At 65.1% G+C, this 21,482-nt stretch carries 21 protein-coding genes, 1 tRNA gene and 1 pseudogene; 17 read left to right on the forward strand and 6 right to left on the reverse strand.

Annotated elements, in window-relative coordinates; genetic code table 11:
* Window positions 1-8: 8 nt before the first annotated feature.
* Window positions 9-1,580 (forward strand): tetratricopeptide repeat-containing sulfotransferase family protein, encoded by a 1,572-nt coding sequence (locus ACODS2_RS20370; protein ID WP_489000398.1) that lies wholly within the window; start codon window positions 9-11, stop codon window positions 1,578-1,580.
* A gap of 11 nt (window positions 1,581-1,591) precedes the next feature.
* Here the strand turns inward: ACODS2_RS20370 and ACODS2_RS20375 are convergent, their stop codons facing one another.
* Window positions 1,592-2,626, reverse strand: a complete 1,035-nt coding sequence (locus ACODS2_RS20375) for a hypothetical protein (RefSeq protein ID WP_489000399.1) — start codon at window positions 2,624-2,626, stop codon at window positions 1,592-1,594.
* Window positions 2,627-2,705: 79 nt separating this feature from the next.
* On the opposite strand from ACODS2_RS20375, the gene ACODS2_RS20380 reads away from it, so the two are divergent.
* On the forward strand, window positions 2,706-3,881 hold the full coding sequence (locus ACODS2_RS20380) for an aspartyl/asparaginyl beta-hydroxylase domain-containing protein (protein ID WP_489000400.1): 1,176 nt from the start codon (window positions 2,706-2,708) through the stop codon (window positions 3,879-3,881).
* Between the two features lie 76 nt (window positions 3,882-3,957).
* Window positions 3,958-4,272 carry a hypothetical protein gene (locus ACODS2_RS20385; protein WP_298174330.1) on the forward strand — a complete coding sequence of 105 codons (315 nt, stop codon included), beginning with the start codon at window positions 3,958-3,960 and terminating at the stop codon, window positions 4,270-4,272.
* 37 nt (window positions 4,273-4,309) lie between these two features.
* On the opposite strand, the gene ACODS2_RS20390 is transcribed toward ACODS2_RS20385, so the two are convergent.
* Complete coding sequence (locus tag ACODS2_RS20390; RefSeq protein ID WP_489000401.1) at window positions 4,310-4,849, reverse strand: hypothetical protein; 540 nt, start codon at window positions 4,847-4,849, stop codon at window positions 4,310-4,312.
* A 270-nt stretch (window positions 4,850-5,119) separates the two neighbouring features.
* Here ACODS2_RS20390 and ACODS2_RS20395 point away from each other — a divergent pair, with 270 nt between their 5' ends.
* The 4 genes and pseudogenes from ACODS2_RS20395 to dxs form a co-directional block, all read left to right on the forward strand.
* On the forward strand, window positions 5,120-5,257 hold the full coding sequence (locus tag ACODS2_RS20395) for a hypothetical protein (RefSeq protein WP_298174326.1): 138 nt from the start codon (window positions 5,120-5,122) through the stop codon (window positions 5,255-5,257).
* The gene (gene msrA / locus ACODS2_RS20400) at window positions 5,254-5,943 is read left to right on the forward strand and encodes a peptide-methionine (S)-S-oxide reductase MsrA (RefSeq protein ID WP_489000402.1); all 690 of its coding nucleotides are present in this window, start codon (window positions 5,254-5,256) and stop codon (window positions 5,941-5,943) included. Before ACODS2_RS20395 ends, msrA begins: the two co-directional genes overlap by 4 nt.
* A gap of 54 nt (window positions 5,944-5,997) precedes the next feature.
* The gene (locus ACODS2_RS20405) at window positions 5,998-6,477 is read left to right on the forward strand and encodes a Fur family transcriptional regulator (protein ID WP_489000403.1); all 480 of its coding nucleotides are present in this window, start codon (window positions 5,998-6,000) and stop codon (window positions 6,475-6,477) included.
* Between the two features lie 68 nt (window positions 6,478-6,545).
* A pseudogene (gene dxs, locus ACODS2_RS20410) lies at window positions 6,546-8,462 on the forward strand (1-deoxy-D-xylulose-5-phosphate synthase); the annotation flags it as partial.
* A gap of 23 nt (window positions 8,463-8,485) precedes the next feature.
* Here the strand turns inward: dxs and ACODS2_RS20415 are convergent.
* The 4 genes from ACODS2_RS20415 to ACODS2_RS20430 all read right to left on the reverse strand — a co-directional run bounded on the left by ACODS2_RS20415 (window position 8,486) and on the right by ACODS2_RS20430 (window position 13,774).
* Window positions 8,486-9,154 carry an NnrU family protein gene (locus ACODS2_RS20415; RefSeq protein WP_489000443.1) on the reverse strand — a complete coding sequence of 223 codons (669 nt, stop codon included), beginning with the start codon at window positions 9,152-9,154 and terminating at the stop codon, window positions 8,486-8,488.
* A gap of 74 nt (window positions 9,155-9,228) precedes the next feature.
* Complete coding sequence (locus ACODS2_RS20420; protein WP_489000404.1) at window positions 9,229-10,563, reverse strand: amidohydrolase family protein; 1,335 nt, start codon at window positions 10,561-10,563, stop codon at window positions 9,229-9,231.
* Entirely contained in the window at window positions 10,560-11,882 is a 1,323-nt protein-coding gene (locus ACODS2_RS20425) for an amidohydrolase (protein WP_489000405.1), read from the reverse strand. The genes ACODS2_RS20420 and ACODS2_RS20425 overlap by 4 nt, the downstream gene beginning before the upstream one ends.
* Before the next feature lie 86 nt (window positions 11,883-11,968).
* Window positions 11,969-13,774 carry a peptide MFS transporter gene (locus ACODS2_RS20430; protein WP_489000406.1) on the reverse strand — a complete coding sequence of 602 codons (1,806 nt, stop codon included), beginning with the start codon at window positions 13,772-13,774 and terminating at the stop codon, window positions 11,969-11,971.
* A gap of 231 nt (window positions 13,775-14,005) precedes the next feature.
* Here ACODS2_RS20430 and ACODS2_RS20435 point away from each other — a divergent pair, with 231 nt between their 5' ends.
* The 10 genes from ACODS2_RS20435 to ACODS2_RS20480 all read left to right on the forward strand — a co-directional run bounded on the left by ACODS2_RS20435 (window position 14,006) and on the right by ACODS2_RS20480 (window position 21,463).
* Window positions 14,006-14,368, forward strand: a complete 363-nt coding sequence (locus tag ACODS2_RS20435; protein ID WP_489000407.1) for a GntR family transcriptional regulator — start codon at window positions 14,006-14,008, stop codon at window positions 14,366-14,368.
* Between the two features lie 179 nt (window positions 14,369-14,547).
* Entirely contained in the window at window positions 14,548-14,829 is a 282-nt protein-coding gene (locus tag ACODS2_RS20440; protein WP_067909296.1) for an integration host factor subunit beta, read from the forward strand.
* A gap of 126 nt (window positions 14,830-14,955) precedes the next feature.
* Window positions 14,956-15,040: transfer RNA gene (locus ACODS2_RS20445), tRNA-Leu, on the forward strand.
* A 154-nt stretch (window positions 15,041-15,194) separates the two neighbouring features.
* Window positions 15,195-15,983, forward strand: coding sequence for a calcium-binding protein (locus ACODS2_RS20450; protein ID WP_489000408.1), 789 nt, complete (start codon window positions 15,195-15,197; stop codon window positions 15,981-15,983).
* A 28-nt stretch (window positions 15,984-16,011) separates the two neighbouring features.
* Window positions 16,012-16,485 (forward strand): TlpA disulfide reductase family protein, encoded by a 474-nt coding sequence (locus ACODS2_RS20455; RefSeq protein WP_489000409.1) that lies wholly within the window; start codon window positions 16,012-16,014, stop codon window positions 16,483-16,485.
* A 4-nt stretch (window positions 16,486-16,489) separates the two neighbouring features.
* On the forward strand, window positions 16,490-16,708 hold the full coding sequence (locus ACODS2_RS20460) for a DUF4266 domain-containing protein (RefSeq protein ID WP_298174305.1): 219 nt from the start codon (window positions 16,490-16,492) through the stop codon (window positions 16,706-16,708).
* Window positions 16,699-18,045: a DUF3570 domain-containing protein gene (locus tag ACODS2_RS20465; RefSeq protein WP_489000410.1), complete on the forward strand. Its 1,347-nt coding sequence runs from the start codon at window positions 16,699-16,701 to the stop codon at window positions 18,043-18,045. The genes ACODS2_RS20460 and ACODS2_RS20465 overlap by 10 nt, the downstream gene beginning before the upstream one ends.
* Window positions 18,046-18,075: 30 nt before the next feature.
* Window positions 18,076-18,942: an FAD:protein FMN transferase gene (locus tag ACODS2_RS20470; protein ID WP_489000411.1), complete on the forward strand. Its 867-nt coding sequence runs from the start codon at window positions 18,076-18,078 to the stop codon at window positions 18,940-18,942.
* 165 nt (window positions 18,943-19,107) lie between these two features.
* Window positions 19,108-19,746 (forward strand): PilZ domain-containing protein, encoded by a 639-nt coding sequence (locus ACODS2_RS20475; protein WP_489000412.1) that lies wholly within the window; start codon window positions 19,108-19,110, stop codon window positions 19,744-19,746.
* A gap of 103 nt (window positions 19,747-19,849) precedes the next feature.
* Window positions 19,850-21,463: an NAD(P)/FAD-dependent oxidoreductase gene (locus ACODS2_RS20480; RefSeq protein WP_489000413.1), complete on the forward strand. Its 1,614-nt coding sequence runs from the start codon at window positions 19,850-19,852 to the stop codon at window positions 21,461-21,463.
* Window positions 21,464-21,482 lie beyond the last annotated feature (19 nt).

Consider the following 21,482-nt stretch of genomic DNA (forward strand, 5'->3'; position numbering starts at 1 on the left):
GCTGGGCGATGTCCGAAGATCTGGAAACCGCAGCACGGGCCGCTGCCGCTGCGCTGGGCGCAGGCCGCGGAACGGCGGCGGATTGCACCACACTCGGGTGGTATCGCGCGGTCTCGGGCGATGCGGCCGGCGCCTTGGCGCTGTTCGAACGCGCGCTGCAGATGAACCCGCGCGAAGTGGAAGCCATGGTCGGCCTTGCCGGGCTTCACCGCGCCGCCGGCCGCCTGCGAGACGCAGCGCTCCGCTGCGATGCGGCCCTCGCCATCGCGCCCGGCTATGCCGAGGCTTGGCTGGAACGCGCCTTTGTGATGGCCGCTGGCGGGGTGATGGACGAGGCCAAGCGCTGCTACGGCGAGGTGCTTGCCCGTGCGCCCACCCACGCAGGGCAGCGCGCTGCGGCGCACGCGGGGCTCGCCGCGATCGCCGCGCGCGACGGTGAGGCCGAGGTGGGCCGCCACCATGCCCGCGCGGCGCTGGCTGACGATCCCGCCCATACAGGGGCGATTGCTGCGCTGGCCACGATCGAACTCGAAGCAGGCGAGGCGCAGGCTGCGCGCCGCCTCGTCGAACCTGCACTGGCGCGGATGCCGGAGCCTTCGCCGGAGCGCATGGAATTGCTCCATGCGCTGGGCGATGCCTGCAACCGCTTGCGCGATCCTGCCGCCGCTTTTGCCGCCTATGCCCGCGCCAAGCAGGACTTCGCGGTAATCCATGACGCCACGTTCGCCGGACGGCCGCCCCACCGCGAATTCATCGAGAGCGCTGCTGCGGGGCTGGCCGCGATGGATATCTCGGGCTGGCCTGTAGGGGCGCCGCCCACGGTAAATCCGCATATCCTCGTGCTCGGCTACCCGCGCAGCGGCAACACGCTGCTCGAAAACGTGCTCGCCTCGCTGCCCAGTACGGCGGCGATCGAGGAAATGCCGACGCTGCGCGAGGCGGACCTGGCTTTCCTTGCCGAGCCCGACGGCCTACCCCGATTCGCTGCACTGGATGAGGCGGCACTTGCCCCTTATCGCACCGCGTACTGGCAGCGTGTGGGGCAAGCGCTTGGTCGCGATCCGGCGGGTGCCACGCTCGTCGACATGGACCCGCTCAAGTCGATCCGCCTGCCCTTGATTGCGCGTCTGTTTCCTGCCGCCAAAGTGCTGCTCGTGCGTCGTGATCCGCGCGATGTCGTGTGGAGCTGCTTCCGCACCAGTTTCGCGCTCAGCAATGCGGCGATGGATTTCACCACGCTGGAAGGGGCGGCGCGGCACTATGATGCCCTGATGCGGCTGACGGAACTGGCCCTCGCCCGATTGCCGGTTTCCGTTCTCGAGGTGCCCTATCACCGCATGGTGCAGGATTTTGACGTCATGACGCGCGAGATTTGCCAGTTTGTCGGCCTCGCATGGACCGACGATCTCAGGCGCTTCGATCGCACCGCCCGCGCGCGCGGTGTTTCCACCGCCAGCGCGCGGCAGGTCCGGCGCGGCCTGTTCGATGGCACGCGGCAGTGGGAACCTTATGCTGATTACCTCGCGCCGGTCATGCCGATCCTGCAGCCGTGGATCGAGAAGCTGGGTTACGCGTCCTGAAGCAGCGGGCCCTATAGCAAGGGCAGGGGTGCATCCATCGCGATACCGGCCCCGCGCGCGACCTCTACCGCCCAGCTATGCACCATGTCGATTTCGTCCGCATGCGCTGCGCGGGCCGCAGCATATTCGCCGCGACGCTGATCGGGCGTGAAGGCCGCACCGGATTTGGAATGCCGGGTAAACGCAGGCCCAGCCGCGATTCGCGCGATCGCTGCGGCGTCCAGCGGCAGACCATAGTGCGCGGCGGCTGCGGCAATCACGCGCGCCGGATCGCCGGTCAGCTGTTCCGAGGTCAAGGTGCGCAGCCGCGCCGGACCAATCCTTGCCGCCAGCGCGGCGAACAGCCGGTGCTGCGCGAGCCAGCCGGTGGCGGCAACCTGCAGGTCGCTCTGCCGGAACACATCTTCCGGCGTGATCCCGAGCGGGGCGACGATGCCGGCCTGCAGGTAGCCCTCCATGAGCTCGCGAACCCAGAGGCGGCAAGGCAGGCCTTTGCGCACCACTGAAACAAGGAAGGTTTCGAGCGGGGCATGGAGGAACAGGGCGCGCGCATCCGGCGCCAGCGCCAGCAGCAGTTCGGCAAAGGGATTGAGCAGGTTCGATGGTTTGACCACCACGCTCTCTCCCGCCGCGAAAGGCCGTGCGAGCAGACGCAGGGCGAGATCTGCGCTGCGGGCAACCGCAGCGGGCGGCGCTCCGCGCCTGCGCATGCCAACCACATCATTGAGAATCACCGGTTCGGACAAACCCATCGCCACGCCCGGTTCGGCCAAGGCGCGCGCCAGAAGAGTCGAGCCGCAGAAGGCGGAGTGGAACAGCAGGCCAAGCCGGGGCTTGCCGGGAAAGCGCGCCAGAAGCTGGGTGGCGGGCACATCGACCTGCGGCGGCATGGCGCCGAAATGCGCGGTAAAGCCATCGTCGGTCAGAAACGCCATGGCGGCATGGGCCGCGCGCGGCACGCGGGCAAAACGGACCGCATCGGTCCCTTCGACCAGCCGGTGCGCGAGCCATTCGGCATCGAAAGGATCGAACGGAGCGGATGCCATGCGCCCAGCCTTACGGCGCACATCGCGCCGCTGCAACGCCGCTTGCCTGACAGGCGCGGGGCTGTAGACACTTTCGCCGATGACATCGCAACCTATCGATCGGGCCAGAGCCCAGGCCGCCAACGCGCGCGCCATGTCCGCGCTGCGCGCCGGTGATGCACAGGGCGCGATCCTTGCGGCGCGCGAAGCTGCCGAGGCTGATCCCGGGGCGCTTTCGTTGTGGATCAATCTGGCGCTGGCCTGCCGCATGGGTAGCGATCTTGCCGGCGAGCGGATCGCGCTGGAACGCGCGCTCGACCTTGATCGGCTCGATTTCACTGCGCAGCTCCGCATGGCGCAGCTTCTCCAGCGCGAAGGTGAAGAGACCAAGGCGCTGATCGCGTGGGACGGCGTGCAGCAGCTGGCCCAGCATTTCCCGGGCCTGCCTGAACCGGTGCGCGCCGAACTGGCAGCGGGCGAGGCTTTTTGCGCCAATCTGCGCGCACGCATCGCGGAAGCCACGCATGCGGCGCTGTCCCTCGATGCCGAAGCACGCGATGAAACCGAACGTCGGAGGATCGACGCCTTTGCGGCAGCCGCGCTCGGCCAGCGGCGCATCTATGTCAATGAATGTGCCGGGCTGCACTACCCGTTCCTGCCTGCCGACGAGTTCTTCGACCGGCGACACTTTCCGTGGTTCGCGGTGCTGGAAGCCGAGGCCGGCGCGATCCGTGCCGAACTCGACGCCTTGCTTGCGGAGCCGGGCGAAGCCATCCGGCCCTATGTTCGCATGGAGCCGGGCAGCCCCGAGAACAAGTGGACTGCCCTTGATGGCTCGCTCGATTGGTCTGCCTGCTTCCTGTGGGAATATGGGGTTCCGAATGCGGCCGCGATCGAGCGTTGCCCCCACACGACCAGGGTGCTGGAAAGCCTGCCGCTGGCGCGGATCCCCGGGCGCGCTCCGAATGCCTTTTTCTCGATGCTGCGCCCGCGCAGCCGTATCCCCGCACACACCGGCGTGACCAACACGCGTGCGATCGTCCACCTCGCGCTCGATGTACCGCCGGGCTGTGGTTTCCGGGTTGGCGGTGAAACGCGCCAATGGGTTGAAGGCCAGGCCTTCGCCTTCGATGACACCATCGAGCATGAAGCATGGAACGACAGCGATGCACGGCGCGCTGTGCTGATCATCGATGCATGGAACCCGCATCTCTCCGAACGGGAGTGTGCCGCAATAACCGCATACTTCGCGGCGAATGATGCGGCGCTAGGTTAACCCCGCGCGCTGCCTTGCCCGCGCCGCGGCGTCACGGTACAATTGCGCATTCCCCGAATTCAGAGGACCATCACGCATGCCTGCGTCATTTCTGTTCGCTCTTGCCGCTGCTGCGGCGACCACGGCGGTTTCCGCCACAGAGCTTCCGGCGCTCGAGAAGGATCCGACTGCGATGTCGCAATCGGAAATCCGCGCCTTCAACAAGGGCCGTTCGGTCAACGATCCCGATTTCATCCGTTGCCGCCGCAGTGAGGAAACCGGCTCGCTCGTCCACAAGACCTTCACGTGCCACACCATGTCGCAATGGGCGGCGATGGAACGGCAGGGCAACCAGACCGCGCGCGATACTTATGAGGCGATGACCAGCAAGTCGATCAATCAGGCGAACTGAGGGCGTAGACTGGCCCGGCTAACCGGCAGGGCCAGCACTACTGCGAAAGGCGCACCACGCGCACATAGGCGCCCTTGTCGATCGAGGCGAGGTAGCTGCCTAGCGCGCCGCGCTTGATGCGGATGCTGACGCCAGGCCGTGCGAAGGCATTGCCGCCGTCGGTCTGCTTCCAGCGCGCGCCATCGGCCAGCGTGAAGATCGCGAAGCCATCGCCGGTATCGCGCACCGCCGAGATCGTGCTCTCGATTTCCTTGACCTCGTCGCCGTCCTTTTCGGCCCCGCCGAACAGCTTGAGCTTGGGCAGGGTGAAGCCGAACAGACCCTTCTTGGTCTCGCGGATCGTGGCGCGGTCGGCGACGACGATGTCTTCCTTGTCGCGCGCTGCGGCGAGCGCGGCGACGCTCCTGTCATAGCACGCGAGGCGCTCGCTGTCGGACGTCAGCGCCCGGCAGTTGACCACCGCTTCGAACACTGGCGGCAGCTCCTTCGGCAGCGCGGGCTTGTCCCTGGCGACAAGCGGTGCGGCGGCAAGCGCGACAGCCCCAAGGGCAATGCAGCTCAGCATAGGGCGAAGCATGGTCTTTCCTCTCCACGGGGGGCTTGCGGGACGCCTTCTTCGCGCGCGTCGCAGCGAAGGTCAATCGAACCCTCGCGGCCCGGTAAGGTGCAGGCCGATTCGTGGCTCCCCACACCTTGTAATCGGCGAGCCCGTAACCATTTGGCCGAAACAAGCGAATGGTACTGCGGCACCACTGTGCTCCGGTTGACAGCCGGGCCGGAACCAATGCGGCAGAGCCTGTGCCAGAGCGGTGCGGCCACCCGCGCATGCCAGTTTGGATGAAATGGAATGACGCTTTTCGGCAAGGATCTCGTTCGCTCTCTGGTACTGGGCTTCGCGCTTGGCTCGGTCGCGATGGTGTTCACTTTCGGCGTGCCGCAGGCGCAGGCCGCGACGCCCGCCGCTACAGTGCAGGTGCCGCGATGAGCCGCATGCGATTGCCGCTCCGCATCCTTGGCGGCGCGCTCGCCGCTTCGCTGGCGGCTGCCTGTCTCCAGCCCGCGCAGGCCGAGGCGGGGGTTTCCGCTCCGGCATCGGTGGTTCAGGCGAAGGAAGCCAAGGGCGTCAAGACCGCCGTGCTGGCAGGCGGCTGCTTCTGGGGCATGGAAGCAGTGTTCAGCCATGTGAAGGGCGTAAGCAGCGTGGTGTCCGGCTTCGAGGGCGGCAAGCGCACCGACGCGCATTACGAGATCGTCAGTTCCGGCACGACCGGTCATGCCGAAGCCGTGCGGATCACTTATGATCCGGCGGTGGTGCGCTATGATCAGCTGCTGCAGGTGTTCTTCTCGGTGGCGAGCGACCCCACCCAGCTCAACCGCCAGTATCCCGATACCGGTACCCAGTATCGCAACGCTGTCGTGCCGCAGAATCCCGAGCAGGCGCGGGTCACCACGGCCTACCTTGCTCAGCTCAGGAAGGCGGGCCTGTGGAAACGGCCGATCGTGACGGCGATCGAGCCCAATCGCGGCTTTTTCGCCGCTGAGGACTATCATCAGGACTTCGCGCTGAAGAACCCGGATCACGGCTATATCCGCATGTGGGATGTACCCAAGGTCGCCGCCCTCAAGCGCGCTTTCCCCGGTCTGTGGAAGTCTGATTTCACGCGCGGCTGAACCGGCAGCGCGCCGGATTTGCGCTTATGCGCAAGGCGGTTTATTTCCCCTGTCATGGCGGGCCAACACAACCATCACGATTTTGCCGGTGACAAGCTGGTCGATGCAGCGCGCGGAACGCTGCAGGCGGCTGGCGAGCAGTGGACGGATATGCGCAACGACGTGTTCGAGGCGCTGGCGGCCCACGAAAAGCCGGCATCGGCTTACGATATCGCCGAAAGCGTCGGCGCGCGGCGCGGCAAGCGGGTCGCGGCGAACAGCGTCTACCGCATTCTCGACTTGTTCGTGCGCACCAATCTCGCGCGGCGTGTGGAAAGCGCGAATGCCTATGTCGCGAACAGCCACCCTGGCTGCCACCACGATTGCATCTTCCTGATCTGCGATGCCTGCGGCGAAGCAACGCACATCGATGATGACAGGCTGACGGGCGCATTGCGTGATGCGGCACACCGCGCCGGCTTTGCTGCAGTACGCCCGGTCGTCGAGATCCGCGGCCGCTGCGGGGCATGCGGTGCGGATGCGGGCGAGGGCTGATCGGCAATCGGTCAGTTTACCTGCAAGACGGGTTCGACAGAGCCGATGCAAGGGTGTAAGACGCTTTAATGTCTAATCCGGTTACGCCGCTGCTCGATACGGTCGATACGCCTGACGACCTTCGCAAGCTTCAACCTTTGCAATTGCGCCAACTCGCCGATGAATTGCGCGATGAGATGATCGCCACGGTCGGCCAGACCGGGGGGCATCTCGGCTCTGGCCTCGGGGTGGTCGAACTGACCACCGCGATCCACTATGTGTTCGAGACACCGCGCGATCGGCTGATCTGGGACGTCGGCCATCAGGCATATCCGCACAAGATTCTCACCGGCCGTCGCAGCCGCATGCGCACATTGCGCCAGGGCGGCGGGCTGTCGGGCTTTACCAAGCGCAGCGAGAGCGAATACGATCCGTTCGGCACGGCGCATTCGTCCACTTCGATTTCAGCGGCTCTGGGCTTTGCCGTGGCCAACAAGCTGGCGAACCAGCCGGGCAAGGCGATTGCGGTGATCGGCGACGGTGCGATGAGCGCGGGCATGGCCTATGAGGCGATGAACAACGCGGCCGCAGCGGGCAACCGCCTCGTCGTCATCCTCAATGACAACGACATGTCGATTGCGCCGCCGGTCGGCGGGCTTTCGGCCTATCTCGCGCGGCTCGTTTCCTCGCGGCCGTTTCTCGAACTGCGCGAAATGTTCAAGGCGATCTCGCGCCGCCTGCCTGAACCGCTGCACAAGGCGGCGCGCAAGACCGACGAGTTCGCGCGCGGCATGGCGATGGGCGGCACCTTGTTCGAGGAGCTGGGCTTCTATTACGTCGGCCCGATTGACGGGCACAATCTCGATCAGCTGATCCCCGTGCTCGAGAACGTGCGCGATGCGGCGGAGGGCCCGTGCCTTGTCCATGTCGTCACGCAGAAGGGCAAGGGCTATGCCCCGGCCGAGAACGCGGCCGACAAGTATCACGGCGTGCAGAAGTTCGATGTGATCACCGGCGAGCAGGCCAAGAGCGCTGCCGGCCCGCCGAGCTATACCAACGTCTTCGCCCAGGCCCTGCTGGCCGAGGCCGCGCGCGACAGCACTGTCTGTGCGATCACTGCGGCGATGCCTTCGGGCACCGGGCTCGACAAGTTCGCCAAGGCCTACCCCGACCGTCTGTTCGATGTCGGCATTGCCGAGCAGCACGCGGTGACCTTTGCCGCAGGCCTCGCCGCACAGGGCATGCGCCCGTTCTGCGCGATCTATTCGACCTTCCTGCAGCGCGCCTACGATCAGGTCGTGCACGATGTGGCGATCCAGAATCTGCCGGTGCGCTTCGCAATCGACCGCGCGGGCCTCGTGGGCGCCGATGGCGCAACCCATGCCGGTTCATTCGACGTGACCTATCTCGCCACGCTGCCCAACATGGTGGTGATGGCGGCGGCCGACGAGGTCGAGCTGGTTCATATGGTCCACACTGCCGCCCTGCATGACAGCGGGCCGATCGCGTTCCGCTATCCGCGCGGCAACGGCGTGGGCATTGCGCTGCCGGAAGTTCCCGAGCGGCTCGAGATCGGCAAGGGCCGCGTGGTGCGCGAGGGCAGCAAGGTCGCGATCCTTTCGCTCGGCACGCGGTTGGCCGAGGCGCTCAAGGCTGCGGACTTGCTCGATGCCAAGGGCCTGCCGACCACGGTGGCTGATATGCGCTTTGCCAAGCCGCTCGACGAGGCGCTGATTCGCCGGCTGATGGCCTCGCACGAGGTCATCGTGACGGTGGAAGAAGGCTCGATCGGCGGCCTCGGCGCTCACGTGCTGACCATGGCGAGCGACGAAGGGCTGACCGATGCCGGTCTGCGCATTCGCACCATGCGCCTGCCGGATGTATTCCAGGATCAGGATTCGCCCGAGAAGCAGTATGACACGGCCGGGCTGAACGCCCCGCAGATCGTCGATACGGTGCTCAAGGCGCTGCGCCACAACAGCGCCGGGGTGCAGGAAGCGCGCGCCTTATCGGCGCGCGCTCTACGCCTTCAGTACGCTTCGAACCACACCCAGATGCCAGCGGGGATCAGCGCCATCTTGAGGTGCAACCACGTTAGCAGCAGCCAGACCGGAACTGCGCCCAGCCAGTAGAGCCCGAGATGGCCAAGGGCAGCCGGGTTTGGCAGGAAATTCGTGCGCTTCATCCAGACGCGCCAATCCTGCCCGTGCAGCGCCACTTTCTTGGCATCCTGCCCTCGCGAACCGATCACTGCGAGAGCGATAATGCCCCCGGCAAGGATCAGGGTGCGCGCATTGGGGGCCACCAGGATATGGGCCACCCCCCAGAGCGTGAAAGCCGACATCATCGGATGGCGGGTGACCTTGAAGGCGCCATGCGGCAGTCTGGTCGAGAGGCCCGCCACATCGGTTCCGGCCAGAGCCGGATTGCCGGCAAGAGAGGCAAGGAACAGGGCTGAGGCCACCAGGGTGAGCACCGAGGCAAGGACCCATGGCACCACGGCTTGTCCGTCCCACAATTGCGGAGAGGATGATGCCTTGCCGAAAGCAATGACTGCGCCGCTGAAAGTGACCAGTGAAATGAGGGAATAGATCCCCAGAAAACCGCCCTGTCCAAACTGGCGAACCATTCCGGCGCGCAAGGGATGAGACATAAGGAGGTGTGTCCCGACAAATGCGGACATACCTACGGCGAGCATCACGGTTGCTGCATCCACGGTTCGGTCCTTCCGTGTTTATTGTTATCATCAAACCTTGCGAGAGCTTCGCATGGTCATTCGTATGCCTTGGGCAACGCCCCTTCACTGGAGTGGCGGTATCTCTCACGCAACCTTGACTGGTGGTTGACCAGCGGCTGCGGCCTACCACTTATATATATTGTAACCGGAATGGATGATACCTCAAGCGGATCACCGTCCCAAATTACGACATCTGCCGCCAGGCCGGGCTTCAGGCTGCCGAACGCGGCACTTTCGCCAAGGATGTCGGCGGGGATCGAGGTGATCGCGGCAAGCGCTTGCCCCCAGCTCAACCCGGTCGCTCCGGGCACACGCGAAAGGCCGACAAGATTGCCCGCAAACTGCGGCGCATAGCGCGGCTGGTCGTTATCATAGAAGCCGCCCAGCGCCACTTTCACGCCCGCCGCAGTCATCCTGCCGACGTTGGACTGGGTGGCGGCAAGCGTCTCGAACGTGTTCGGCAGGTCCGCGAGCGCGCTGGCCAGCACGGACACCTTGGCTGCAGCGAGCTCGCTGGCAACCCGCCACCCTTCGCCAGCACCGACAATCACCAGCCGGAGCGCAGGGAACTCACGGCCCAGCGCGAGCACACTGCGAATGTCCGCTGCGCGCTCGACATGGACGAAAAGCGGTTGCTTGCCGGTCACCACCGGGATCAGCGCGGCCGCATCAACGCGGGTCAGCAGCGCGTCGGCCGGTTGCGCAGCAGAATCCTTGCCCGGCTTGGCCTGCGCAAGATCGCGTGCTTCACGCAGCGCATTGCGCAGCAGCGCTTGCGCTGCGACACGGCTGCCGCCGGCAAGGTCGGCACCGCGCTCGCCCAGTTCGACGAGCTGGAACACACGGGGCTCGACCGTGCCCGGGCCGTTCTGCGCCAAATCGATCACGGCGCCCTGTCCTGCAAAGATTGCGTTCGCGGCGACCGGAGCCACGCCCGCGCGGGTAATCCCGCTGGCACGGCTGATGGCGACCGGCGGCGCATCGGGATCGATCGCGACCGAAACATCGAGCCCGGCCGAAAACCGCGCAGTGCCGGCATAGCTGTCGTTGCTTTCATCGACCGCGCCGACATCGACGAGGCCAAGATCGGTCATCGCGGTGACGAGGCCGGGCGTGACCCATTTGCCGGTGCCATCGATAACCGGGATGCCGTCGGGGACCGCAATGCCCTTGCCGGCGGCCACGATCTTGCCGCCGCGCACCACCACGGTCCCTCCCGGGATCGGCGCGCTGCCGTCACCGATGGCGATCATGGCGTTGGTGACGGCGAAATCGCCGGATGGCAGGGCGGCGGGCGCATCGGCTGCGCGGGCCGGAAGCGCGGTGCCGGCAAGCAGCAGCGCGGCGGCGAGGAGAGCGGTCCGCTTCATTTCACGTCTCCTTCACCCGGCAGGCCCAGTTCGAAATCACTGACCGGCCGCCGCTTCGGATCGCCGAGATCGAACAGCAGGGCGCCGTCGATCCACACTTTCTCGGGACGCGAGTAGACCGAGAGCGGATTGCCGTTCCACAGCACGACATCGCCCATCTTGCCTTGCGCAAGGCTGCCGGTCTGCTTGTCGATGCCGAGCGCCTTGGCGGGGTTCAGCGTGATCCAGCGGATCACCTCACCATCGGGAATGGTGATGCCCATCCGTTTGCCTGCCGCGCGTGCCTTGGCGGCTTCCTGGTTGAGCCGCTGGATGCCGTTGGCGTCGTCCGAATGAATGATCACGCAGGCTCCCGCATCGGCCAGCAGCGCGGCGTTCTCGGGAATGGCGTCGAAGGCTTCCATCTTGAAGCCCCACCAATCGGCCCAGATCGCGGCGCAGATGCCGTTATCCTTGAGCAGGTCGGCGATCTTGTAGGCCTCCACGGCGTGGTGGAAGGCGGTGACCTTGTAGCCGAATTCCTTGGCCATATCGATCACCTGCGCCATCTCGTCGGCGCGGTAGCAGTGGTTCTGGACGAGGATCTTGCCGTCCAGCACATCGGCCATAGTGTCCATGGCCAGGTCGCGGTCGGTTAGTTTACCCTCGGCGCGCTTCTTGCGGTATTCGGCTGCCTTGATCCATGTCTGGCGGTCCACCGCCATGTTGCCCATGCGTGTGGAGGGCATCTGGCCCTTTCCGCCATAGACGCGCTTGGGGTTCTCGCCGCAGGCCATCTTCATGCCATAGGGCGCGCCGGGGAACTTCATCGCCTGCACGGTGCGGGCATAAACGTTCTTGAGCACGACCGAGCGCCCGCCGATGAGATTGGCCGAGCCGGGCAGGATCTGCATCGTCGTCACACCGCCGTTGGTGAGCGCGCGGCTGAAGCCGGGGTCCTGCGGCCACACGCTGTGTTCGGCCCAGACTTGCGGCGTGGTTGGCGCGGTCGCCTCATTGCCATCGGAATGCGCGGCGACTTGCGGGCTGGCATAGACACCGAGGTGGCTGTGAATGTCGATCACCCCGGGGGTGACGTACTTGCCCGTGCCATCGACCCTGCGATAGCCATCGGGCACGGCGAGCCGCGCGTCGCCCACGGCGACTACCTTGCCGCCCTGCAGCAGCACGGTGCCGTTCGCAATCTCGCCGCCGGTGCCATCGAAAATCGTGGCGCCAACGATCGCGGTGGGCTCGCCCGGATAGGGCTTGTACGTCGAGGGGTAGGGGTTTTCCTGCCAGGTCGGCGTGGTGGTCGGGGCTGGCTTCGTCTCAGCCATGCCCGCCATGGGCGATGCGAGCAGGGCAAGACCCGCCAGCATATGCGTTGCCACGCGGCCCATCGCTCGTATCCCGTGCATGCCTGTCACTTCACTCCATGCATCAGCCGCTTCAGCGGCACGGAAAGCACCAGCAGGACCAGGCCGATCACCGCCGAGACTTCGCCGATGGTCTGGAACACGCCGACATAGGTCTCAAGGCTCACTTTGAGGTTGGTGACTTCGCCGCCAACCGTCTCCACACTGGCGAATTGTGCAACGACACCAGCGACATACTGCGCCACCGCGATCGAGAGGAACCATGTCCCCATCATCAGGCCGACGATCCGGGCGATCGAAAGCTTGGTCACCATCGAGAGGCCGACCGGGGAAATGCACAGCTCGGCCATCGAGTGGATCAGGTAGAGCCCGGCGAGCCACCACAGCGCGACCTTGAAATCGGGCCCGGCAAACTGCGCACCCCAGACCAGGAACAGGAAGCCCGCGCCGACACCGACGAGTGCGAGGCCGAACTTGACCGGGATGCCCGGCTCCATCCCCCGCTTCGCCAGTGCGCCCCACAGGATCGAGAACAGCGGCGCCAGCACCACGATGAACAGGGCGTTGAAGAATTGGGTCTGCCCCGCCGTGATCGAGAACAGGCCGAATACGCTCATGTCCGTATTGCGATCGGCAAACAGCGTGAGCGAGGAACCGGCCTGTTCGAACAGGGTCCAGAACACGGTGTTGAAGGTGATGAGCACGATCGCCGCAACCATCATCTCGAACTCGCGCTTGTCGCCGTTCTGCCATGACCACACCAGAATGCCGGGGATGGCGATGATGAAGGTGCCGAACATGATCTTGCCCATGATCGGCAGGCTGGCGATGTAGCCGATGAGCCCGCTGCCCTCGGGCGGTTTCACATAGGCCATGAGGTTCGCGAACAGCAGGTAGGCGAGCGGGACTGCCAGGATCGCCCCGATGTAGACGAGGACATCGCGCGAAGGGTTCGCGCCCGCTGGCCGTTCGCCAAAGCCATCGAGCTTGCCGCCATCGAACTGGAACAGCAGCCACGAGACCGCCATGCCCGCCGCCGCCAGCGCAAAGCCCGCCCACCAGCCCAGACCGCCCCACGAACCCATGCCGACTGCGAGCAGCGGGCAGAGGATCTGCGAGAACAGCGAGCCAAGGTTGATGCCCATGTAGAAGATGGTGAAGCCCGCATCGCGCCGCCGGTCGCCCTGTTCATAGAGCTCACCGACGATGGTGGAAATGTTGGGCTTGAAGAAGCCATTGCCCACGGTGACGAAAGCGAGGCCGGTGATGAGGAGGAAGGTATAGAGCGGATTGCGTTCTCCGCCCGCTTCAAACCCGCCTGCCGGAATGCGGCGCGCTTCGCTGCCGTCCTCGCGCAGCAGCGAGACGGTCTTGTCCTCGTTGCCCTTGATCCGCAGCGCAGCGCCGTGGTCGCTTATATACTGGCGCCGGGCTTCGCCGTTGCCTTCGACGGTCACTTCATACCGTGTGCCCTCGATCGTGGCGTAGGGTTTGGCCGCGCCGCCGGTGCTCGAGAAGCAGAGCACCGCGTAGCCCAGGCTCATGAGAATGGCGCCGAACTTGACCGAACGCTTGGAGCCGAGGAACCGGTCCGCCATCATGCCGCCGATCAGCGGGGTCAGGTAAACCAGCGCGGTGAAGCCCCCGTAGAGGCCCGTCGTCGTCGTGTCGCTGAACAGGAAATGCTGCGCGAGATACAGCGTGAGCAACGCGCGCATGCCGTAGTAGCCGAACCGTTCCATCGCCTCGGTCGTGAACAACCGGGCCAGCTGTGCCGGGTGGCCAAACCAGCTGGCATCGCGCGCGGCTCGGGTTGGCTCGGCGTCGACTGCGGCTCCAAGCGGTTCTGTCATGGCGTGAAAAAGCTCCCCTCGCGCATCCTGTGCGGAATTTGCGAGCATGATTAGCGTCTAACCGCGTCTTGGGAAGGTTCTTGTCACAGTTTTCCTAGCGGAATCAGACGACAAGGTGGTTTCGTGCGCGATGTGCATCCCCCGGGATCGGACAGCGTGCGGAACGGCCGCAATGTGTAATTTTGTTGCGCTCTGTTGCGCGTCTCGCTGTATTATGGCACCGCATCACCTATGGTATCTCCGAGTTCCTCCGCAGGACGGCCCGTCTACCTCAAGCTGCGCGATCAGATCGCGGCCGCGATTCTGGACGGCACGTTTGCGGAAGGCGCCATGCTACCGTCGGTGCGCGCCTACGCGGCGGCGGAGGCGGCCAATCCGCTCACAGTGGCCAAGGCGTACCAGCAATTTCAGACCGAAGGGCTCGTACAAGTCCAGCGCGGGGTGGGCATGTTCGTCGCGCCGGGCGCGGCAGAAGCGCTTCGGACGCGCGAGCGGGAGGCATTCCTGCACCACGAATGGCCCGAAATCAGGGCGCGCATGCGGCGGCTCCATCTCGATGCGGCGGCGCTGCTGGGCGAGCCGGAACGAACCTGAGCGCTCTTGGCGCTAATCCCTTGCCGTATAACGATTGATAAGTTGCCGCACCGCATGTGGTCTGGCACACTTGCATCGCTCCAGCGGACCGGGACTCGCCCGGAAGGAGTGATGTCGGCGGCGCGGATCAAGCCTAAAGGGCACCCGCTGTTTCCGGCATGCAAGTAGGGGGGATGCGGATGATCCGATCCGAATTGTTGCAGGCGCTTGCCAAACAAAGCCCAGGCATGCGCGGCGAAGAGATCGAGCGCGTGGTCGACGTGTTCTTCGACGAGATAGCAAAGCGCCTTGCCGAAGGCGGCCGCGTGGAACTACGCGGCTTCGGCGCGTTTTCGACGCGCGAGCGCGATGCGCGCAAGGGACGCAATCCGCGGACCGGCGATTCCGTCGAGGTTCCGGGCAAGCGCGTGCCCTATTTCAAGCCCGGCAAGGACATGCGGCTGCGGCTCAACGCCGAGTAAGGCGGGCTGGCCGCGGGGCTTTCCTGCGGCTACCCGGCGTCCAGACGGCAACCACCGGCGCGAGGACCGCGTCGGGCGTTGCCGTGTCCGCTCCTCTGTGCCATCGCGCAAGCCTGCCCATCATGTGCGGACGTGGCGGAATGGTAGACGCAGGGGACTTAAAATCCCTTGAGCTCAGCTCGTGCGGGTTCGAGTCCCGCCGTCCGTACCAGGTGGCGCAATCCGGACGCGGGTTCGCCTCGCCGCGTCCATTGCTCCCTCCGCCGCAGAGGAACTTGGTTAGGACCAAGTAAGAATACTTATTGCCTGCGAGTTAATGTACGCCGCCCAAACACCGGCAGAACACTGCAGGGGGGGGGCCGGCCATGGCGGTCATCAAGGGCACGATCAACGCCGATACGCTGAACGGGACGACCGAGCCCGATCAGATTACCGGGCTTGCCGGTTCTGATATTCTCAAGGGACTGGGCGGCAACGACCTGCTCGACGGCGGCACAGGTGATGACACCATGTACGGCGGCGCGGGCGACGATATCTACATCGTCGATTCCGTGAACGACAAGGTGATCGAGCTGACCGGCGAAGGGATCGATCTGGTCAAGGCCAGCGTCAGCTTCACACTGGGCGCCTTTGTCGAAAATCTCCTGCTGACGGGCACGGCTGCCATCAACGGAACCGGCAACGCGCTGGCCAACACGTTGACCGGCAACAGCGGGAACAACATCCTCAAGGGACTTGCCGGCAACGATATTCTCGACGGAGGAGCCGGGGCGGATCAGCTGATCGGCGGCACCGGCATGGATACGATGACCGGCGGTGCGGGCAACGACAGGTTCGTCTTCGCCGATGGCGATTTTGCGAGCAAGACCTCGACCGGGGCCGACGTGATCGTGGACTTCACGGCGGGCGACAAGATCGACCTCAGCCTGGTCGACGCGGTGAGCACGGCCACGCCCTATAACCAGCCGGGCGATCAGGCCTTCGTGTTCATCGGGCACAACCGCTTCCATATCCAGACGGGCCGTGAGCTGCGCTATGATGTCGTCGGCGGCAACACCTATGTCTATGGCAGCACGAACGGGGATGCGACGGCGGATTTCTGCATCAAGATCCTTGGAATCCACACGCTGACATCGACTGATTTCGTTTTGTGAATTTCTGCGCGGGGGGCGCTTCGGGTTGATGGATGCACAGGTTCCGCCATCACGCCGCACGGTCTTGGGCGGCCTTGCCGGCATGGCGCTGGCGGGGTTGTGCACGCCTGCCGAAGCGGCTGCCTCGCTCGATCTTGCCAGGTATCGCGGCAAGGTCGTCTACGTGGATTTCTGGGCCTCGTGGTGCGGGCCCTGCAAGCTGTCCTTCCCCTTCATGCAGGAGCTCGCCGGGCGCTATCCGGCAGGCGACCTTGCCGTGGTGACCGTGAACGTGGACCGCCAGCGCGGGGCGGCGGATGCCTTCCTGCGGCAGGTCCGCTCCAGCCTGCCGGTCATCTATGACGCGGCCGGCGATCTGGCGCAGACATGGAAGGTGGCCGACATGCCGACCTCGCTGGTGTTCGACCGCAAGGGCGCGATGCGCTTCCGCCATCAGGGGTTCTTTCCCGGCAAGGTGCGCGAATACGAAGGCCATGTTGCCCAGCTCGTGCAGGAGGCCTGAGGCCATGCGCTGCGCCCGTCTCCTGATCATCGCCGTTTTGCCGCTGCTGGGTGCCTGCGCACATGTCGGTGCCCAGCCCTGGCAGCGCGACGTGCTGGCGAGGAAATCGATGCAGCTCGGGCGTGATCCGTCGATCATTGCCTTCGACGAGCACACCTACTTCAGCAAGGAGGCAGCGTCCGGCGGACGCAGCTTCGATGGCGGAGGCTGCGGGTGCAATTGAACGGCGGCGGGCTGTCCGCAACGCTCGGCATGCTCGCCGGGGCGCTGCTGGGCGCCCAGCCGGTTGCAGCACAGTCCGATGGGGCTGCCGCCAACGCCTATGACCAGACGGCGAGCGAACCTGGCACCATGGTCGCCGATTCCGCGCTCCTCATCTACCAGGAGGACGACGACCGTGTCCGCGCCGTCGAAGCCTCCACCACCATCACCTGGAACGCGGCCAGCGGCGCCGTCGTCTCGGGCCGGTTGACCTATGATGCACTGACCGGCGCGACGCCCAATGGCGGTGTCCGATCGCGCTATCCGCAGAATTTCTACCCGCCGAGCAAGCCGAGCATCGGCAGCGGGCTGGGGACCAACCCCGATACCCAGACCGGCGCGTCCGGCCGCTACACCGTCGCACCGGGCCAGCTGCCGGTGGACAAGGGGTTCAAGGATCACCGCGAGGCCTATGATCTGGGGGTGACACTCCCGCTCGAGGATGGCTTCAAGCTCAGCCTGGGCGGGGCTGCTTCGTTCGAAACCGATTATACATCCTGGTCGGCACGCGCCTCGGTCGCCAAGGACCTGTGGGGCAAGAACACCACGCTCTCGATGGGCTTCAATTTCGAGCACGACACGGTGCGGCCCTTCACCGGCATTCCGCGCGCCCAGTCGTTCATGGGCGATCAGATCGTGGCACGATCCCGGGTCAAGCGCGTCGCCAGCCTCGTCGCCGGGGTCACGCAGATTCTCAGCCCCACCTGGCTGGTGCAGCTGAACTACAGCTACGGCGTCAGTCGCGGCTATCACACCGATCCCTACAAGGTCTTCACGCTAGTCGACAGCGCCACCGGTGATCCGTTCTACACCATCTACGAGGAACGGCCCGGCGTGCGCCGACGCAGCAGTATTTACGGGGCGACCAAGTTTGCGCTCGGTTCTGCGGTCACGGACGCTTCGGTGCGCTGGTATCATGATAGCTGGGGCATAACGGCGATGACTTATGCGCTTTCCCAGCACGTGCCGCTGGGGAAAGCGGCCTATCTCGAGCCAGGGCTGCGGTTCTATCGCCAGACCGCCGCACGCTTCTTCGCGCCGTACCTCGGCATCGACGTACCCGCCCCGCGCTATGTCAGTGCGGACAGCCGTCTCTCGCGGTTTCGTGCCTGGACCTTCTCGCTCAAGGCCGGAGCGCAGCTGACCTCGCGGCTGGAAATCTATGGTGTGGCAGAGCGATATGTGCAGCAAGGGCTGCGGTTCGATCGGTCGGCCCCCGGCGTGCTGGCGCGGACCGACCTGTTTGCCGGCACCCGATCCACCAGTCTGATCACCGGAGTGCGCTATACCTGGCATTAGAAGATCGGTGGACTGGCGATGGCCAAGGCGATGAAATCAGCGGGAGTCCACAAGCATCGCTTCACTGCGATGGGTACGCCTTGCGAAGTGCAGGTGGAAAGCCGCGACAGTCTGCTCGCGGCGGAACTGGCGCGAATCGGGGAATCCGAAGCCCGGCGGATCGAGGAAAAGTACACCCGCTACAAGCCGACCGGCGTGGTCTGGGCGATCAACAACGCTGGCGGCAAGCCGGTCGAGGTGGACGAGGAGACCGCTGGTCTTATCGATTATGCCGCGCAGGTTCATGCGCTGAGCGAAGGGCGCTTCGATGTGACTTCGGGCGTGCTGCGCCGTGCGTGGACGTTTGACGGATCGGACCGCGTGCCGGCGCCGGAGCAGGTCGCCGCGCTCATGCCGCTGGTCGGATGGGGCAAGGTGCAGTGGGAGCGCCCCCGCCTTATCCTGCGGCCGGGCATGGAAATCGATCTCGGCGGTATCTGCAAGGAATACGCGGTCGATCGCGCGGCGATGGCGATCATGGCGGCCGCCGATTGCCCGGCCCTGATCAATTTCGGCGGCGATCTGCGCACAACGCGGGCCAAGGCGGGCGGGCGCTGGGCAGTGGCCATCGAATCGCTCGATCCGGCCAAGGCCTCTGGCGGGCTCCTCCAGATCGGCGAAGGCGCCATCGCGACGAGCGGGGATGCCAGGCGCTTCCTGCTGAAGCAGGGCAGGCGCTACAGCCACATCCTTGATCCCCGCACCGGCTGGCCGGTGGAAAGCCCGCCGCGCTCGGTCACCGTGGCGGCGCGGACTTGTGTGCAGGCCGGTACACTGTCCACTCTCGCCATGTTGCTGGGCCGAGAGGCGGAGACATTTCTCAAGTCGGAAAAGGCCGAAGCCTGGGTCCTCTGGTAACCGGGGCGACTTACCTCGGGTAACAACATGTCAATGATCAGTGCGTTAGAAGGCTGTCCGCACAGCGGAGCGCACATCTGGCCGGAAGGGTCCGGAAGGATGTGCGAGGGGAAACTAGGCTTGGCACAGGATCAGCAACTGCCGGGGAACCCCCGACAGAATCAGATGGGTGCGCCCCCCGGTTCGGAGCTTCGCTCCGCACCGCGCTATGCCCTGCTGATTCGCACTGCCAAGATCATCGCCGACGGACGCGAATTTCTCTGCATCATCCGCGATGCCTCGGCCACAGGCCTCAAGATCCGCCTCTTCTCGCCTTTGCCGCACGCAAGGGACCTCGCCGTCGAACTGATGACCGGCGATCGCTACCCGGTCGAACTGGTCTGGCATGCAGACGACTATGCCGGGCTTCGCTTCCCGCAGGAAATCGATGTCGAACGGCTGCTCGACGAATCGCGCGGCACGTTCCCCAAACGCCAGATCCGCTTGCAGATCGCGCTCAGCGGCATGCTGCATTCGGGTGGCGAGGCTGTGCCCGTGCTCTTCCGAAACCTGTCACAGCAGGGTGCCTGTGTGGAATCGGAAAAGTGGCTGCTGATGAACGAGCTGATCCGCCTCGAGACCGGTGTAACGCAGCCGCTCTATGCCAAGGTCCGCTGGCGCAGCCATCCGCGCTATGGCCTGATTTTCGAGCACACATTCCGGCTCGAAGAACTGGCCCGCATTTCAGCACCGCTGCAATTCGCGCAGGCTCTGGAAGAGCACGCCAAGCCGCATGCGAATCAGCCTTCCTCCGGTGAAGCCTGACCTTGCAGGAGTTTCGCTGATCCCGCCCGCATTGTTAACCGTCTCTTAGCCATTTTCGTTCACTTCCGTTGCCAAGGCATGAACGCTTGAGCGGGAGCTAGCGATGGGTAACGGTTTCACGGGTCTGCAGGGGGAAAGCAGCGAGGTTCAGGTCGATGTTGCGATCATCGGCGCGGGACCTGCTGGGCTGACCGCCGGTTACCTGTTGTCGAAGAAGGGCCTCAAGGTCGCGATCATCGAGAAGGACACGCGCTACGTCGGCGGCATCAGCCGCACGGTGGAGCACGAGGGTTATCGCTTCGATATCGGCGGCCACCGCTTCTTCTCGAAGTCGCAGCAGGTCGTCGATTTGTGGAACGAGATCCTGCCCGACGACTTCATCCAGCGTCCGCGCATGAGCCGCATCTACTACGAGGGCAAGTTCTACTCCTACCCGCTGCGCGCGTTCGAAGCGCTGCGCAACCTCGGCATCTGGCGCTCGACCACCTGCATGGCGAGCTATGCCTGGACGAAGCTGTTCCCGATTCGGGAGGTGAAGAGCTTCGAGGACTGGACCAGCAACCAGTTCGGCAAGAAGCTCTATTCGATCTTCTTCAAGACCTACACCGAGAAGGTCTGGGGCATGCCTTGCAATGAAATGAGCGCCGACTGGGCTGCACAGCGCATCAAGGGCCTCTCGCTCGGCGCTGCAGTGTTCGATGGCGTGAAGCGCAGCCTCGGGCTCAACAAGCGCCCGAACGACGGCATGCAGACCAAGACCCTGCTCGAAACCTTCCGCTATCCGCGCCAAGGCCCGGGCATGATGTGGGAAGCCGCGCGCGACAAGATCGTCGCCGCCGGCAGCCACGTCCTGATGGGCCATGCCATGAAGCAGCTTGCCAGCGACGGCCAGGGCGGCTGGCGCCTTTCGGCGACCCGCGCCGAGGACGGCGGCGAGACGGTGATCCGCGCCCGGCATGCCATCAGCTCTGCACCGATGCGTGAACTCGCCGCGCGCCTCCATCCGCTGCCGGCCTCGACACTGGAGGCCAGCCGCCTCAGGTACCGCGACTTCCTCACCGTGGCGCTCAAGATCCAAAGCGAGGACCTGTTCCCCGACAACTGGATCTACATCCACGATAGCAAGGTCCGCGTTGGCCGTGTCCAGAACTTCCGCTCGTGGTCGCCCGAAATGGTGCCCGATGAAAGCGTCGCCTGCGTCGGTCTCGAATACTTCTGCTTCGAGGGCGATGATCTCTGGGCCTCGAGCGATGAGGACCTGATCAAGCTCGCGACGAAGGAAATGGACATTCTCGGCCTCGTTGATCCGGCCAAGGTGATCGGCGGCGCAGTCGTCCGTCAGGAAAAGGCTTACCCGGTCTACGACGACGAGTACGCCGCCAACGTCGCCGCGATGCGCCACGAACTGGAAGCCAGCCACCCGACGCTGCACCTTGTCGGCCGCAACGGCATGCACCGCTACAACAACCAGGACCACGCGATGATGACCGCGATGCTCACGGTCGAAAACATCATCGCAGGCAGCCGCGTTTACGACATCTGGTGCGTCAACGAAGACGCCGAGTATCACGAGGCTGGCGATGAAGGTGCCCAGAACGCCATTCCCGCCCGCGCCGTGAGCGAGGACCAGGCTGCCGCCCTCACGTCGCTGCGCGATGTGCCGACACGGATCACCGGCTCCGAGGCGGCATCCGGCAAGGATCGCGCTGCGGCTTGACCGCCACCTTGCAGGCCCG

The sequence above is a fragment of the Novosphingobium sp. FG137 genome, from assembly GCF_057809735.1.

Excerpts from the sequence above, each read along its gene's own strand:
- ACODS2_RS20370 (WP_489000398.1), top strand. The coding sequence starts at position 9 with ATGTCCGAAGATCTGGAAACCGCAGCACGGGCCGCTGCCGCTGCGCTG.
- ACODS2_RS20395 (WP_298174326.1), top strand. The coding sequence starts at position 5,120 with ATGACGCTTTTCGGCAAGGATCTCGTTCGCTCTCTGGTACTGGGCTTC.
- ACODS2_RS20440 (WP_067909296.1), top strand. The coding sequence starts at position 14,548 with ATGATCCGATCCGAATTGTTGCAGGCGCTTGCCAAACAAAGCCCAGGC.
- ACODS2_RS20470 (WP_489000411.1), top strand. The coding sequence starts at position 18,076 with ATGAAATCAGCGGGAGTCCACAAGCATCGCTTCACTGCGATGGGTACG.
- ACODS2_RS20475 (WP_489000412.1), top strand. The coding sequence starts at position 19,108 with ATGGGTGCGCCCCCCGGTTCGGAGCTTCGCTCCGCACCGCGCTATGCC.
- ACODS2_RS20415 (WP_489000443.1), bottom strand. The coding sequence starts at position 9,154 with ATGCTCGCCGTAGGTATGTCCGCATTTGTCGGGACACACCTCCTTATG.
- msrA (WP_489000402.1), top strand. The coding sequence starts at position 5,254 with ATGAGCCGCATGCGATTGCCGCTCCGCATCCTTGGCGGCGCGCTCGCC.
- ACODS2_RS20375 (WP_489000399.1), bottom strand. The coding sequence starts at position 2,626 with ATGGCATCCGCTCCGTTCGATCCTTTCGATGCCGAATGGCTCGCGCAC.
- ACODS2_RS20460 (WP_298174305.1), top strand. The coding sequence starts at position 16,490 with ATGCGCTGCGCCCGTCTCCTGATCATCGCCGTTTTGCCGCTGCTGGGT.
- ACODS2_RS20405 (WP_489000403.1), top strand. The coding sequence starts at position 5,998 with ATGGCGGGCCAACACAACCATCACGATTTTGCCGGTGACAAGCTGGTC.
- ACODS2_RS20455 (WP_489000409.1), top strand. The coding sequence starts at position 16,012 with ATGGATGCACAGGTTCCGCCATCACGCCGCACGGTCTTGGGCGGCCTT.
- ACODS2_RS20430 (WP_489000406.1), bottom strand. The coding sequence starts at position 13,774 with ATGACAGAACCGCTTGGAGCCGCAGTCGACGCCGAGCCAACCCGAGCC.
- ACODS2_RS20480 (WP_489000413.1), top strand. The coding sequence starts at position 19,850 with ATGGGTAACGGTTTCACGGGTCTGCAGGGGGAAAGCAGCGAGGTTCAG.
- ACODS2_RS20380 (WP_489000400.1), top strand. The coding sequence starts at position 2,706 with ATGACATCGCAACCTATCGATCGGGCCAGAGCCCAGGCCGCCAACGCG.
- ACODS2_RS20390 (WP_489000401.1), bottom strand. The coding sequence starts at position 4,849 with ATGCTTCGCCCTATGCTGAGCTGCATTGCCCTTGGGGCTGTCGCGCTT.
- ACODS2_RS20450 (WP_489000408.1), top strand. The coding sequence starts at position 15,195 with ATGGCGGTCATCAAGGGCACGATCAACGCCGATACGCTGAACGGGACG.
- ACODS2_RS20435 (WP_489000407.1), top strand. The coding sequence starts at position 14,006 with ATGGTATCTCCGAGTTCCTCCGCAGGACGGCCCGTCTACCTCAAGCTG.
- ACODS2_RS20425 (WP_489000405.1), bottom strand. The coding sequence starts at position 11,882 with ATGGCTGAGACGAAGCCAGCCCCGACCACCACGCCGACCTGGCAGGAA.
- ACODS2_RS20385 (WP_298174330.1), top strand. The coding sequence starts at position 3,958 with ATGCCTGCGTCATTTCTGTTCGCTCTTGCCGCTGCTGCGGCGACCACG.
- ACODS2_RS20420 (WP_489000404.1), bottom strand. The coding sequence starts at position 10,563 with ATGAAGCGGACCGCTCTCCTCGCCGCCGCGCTGCTGCTTGCCGGCACC.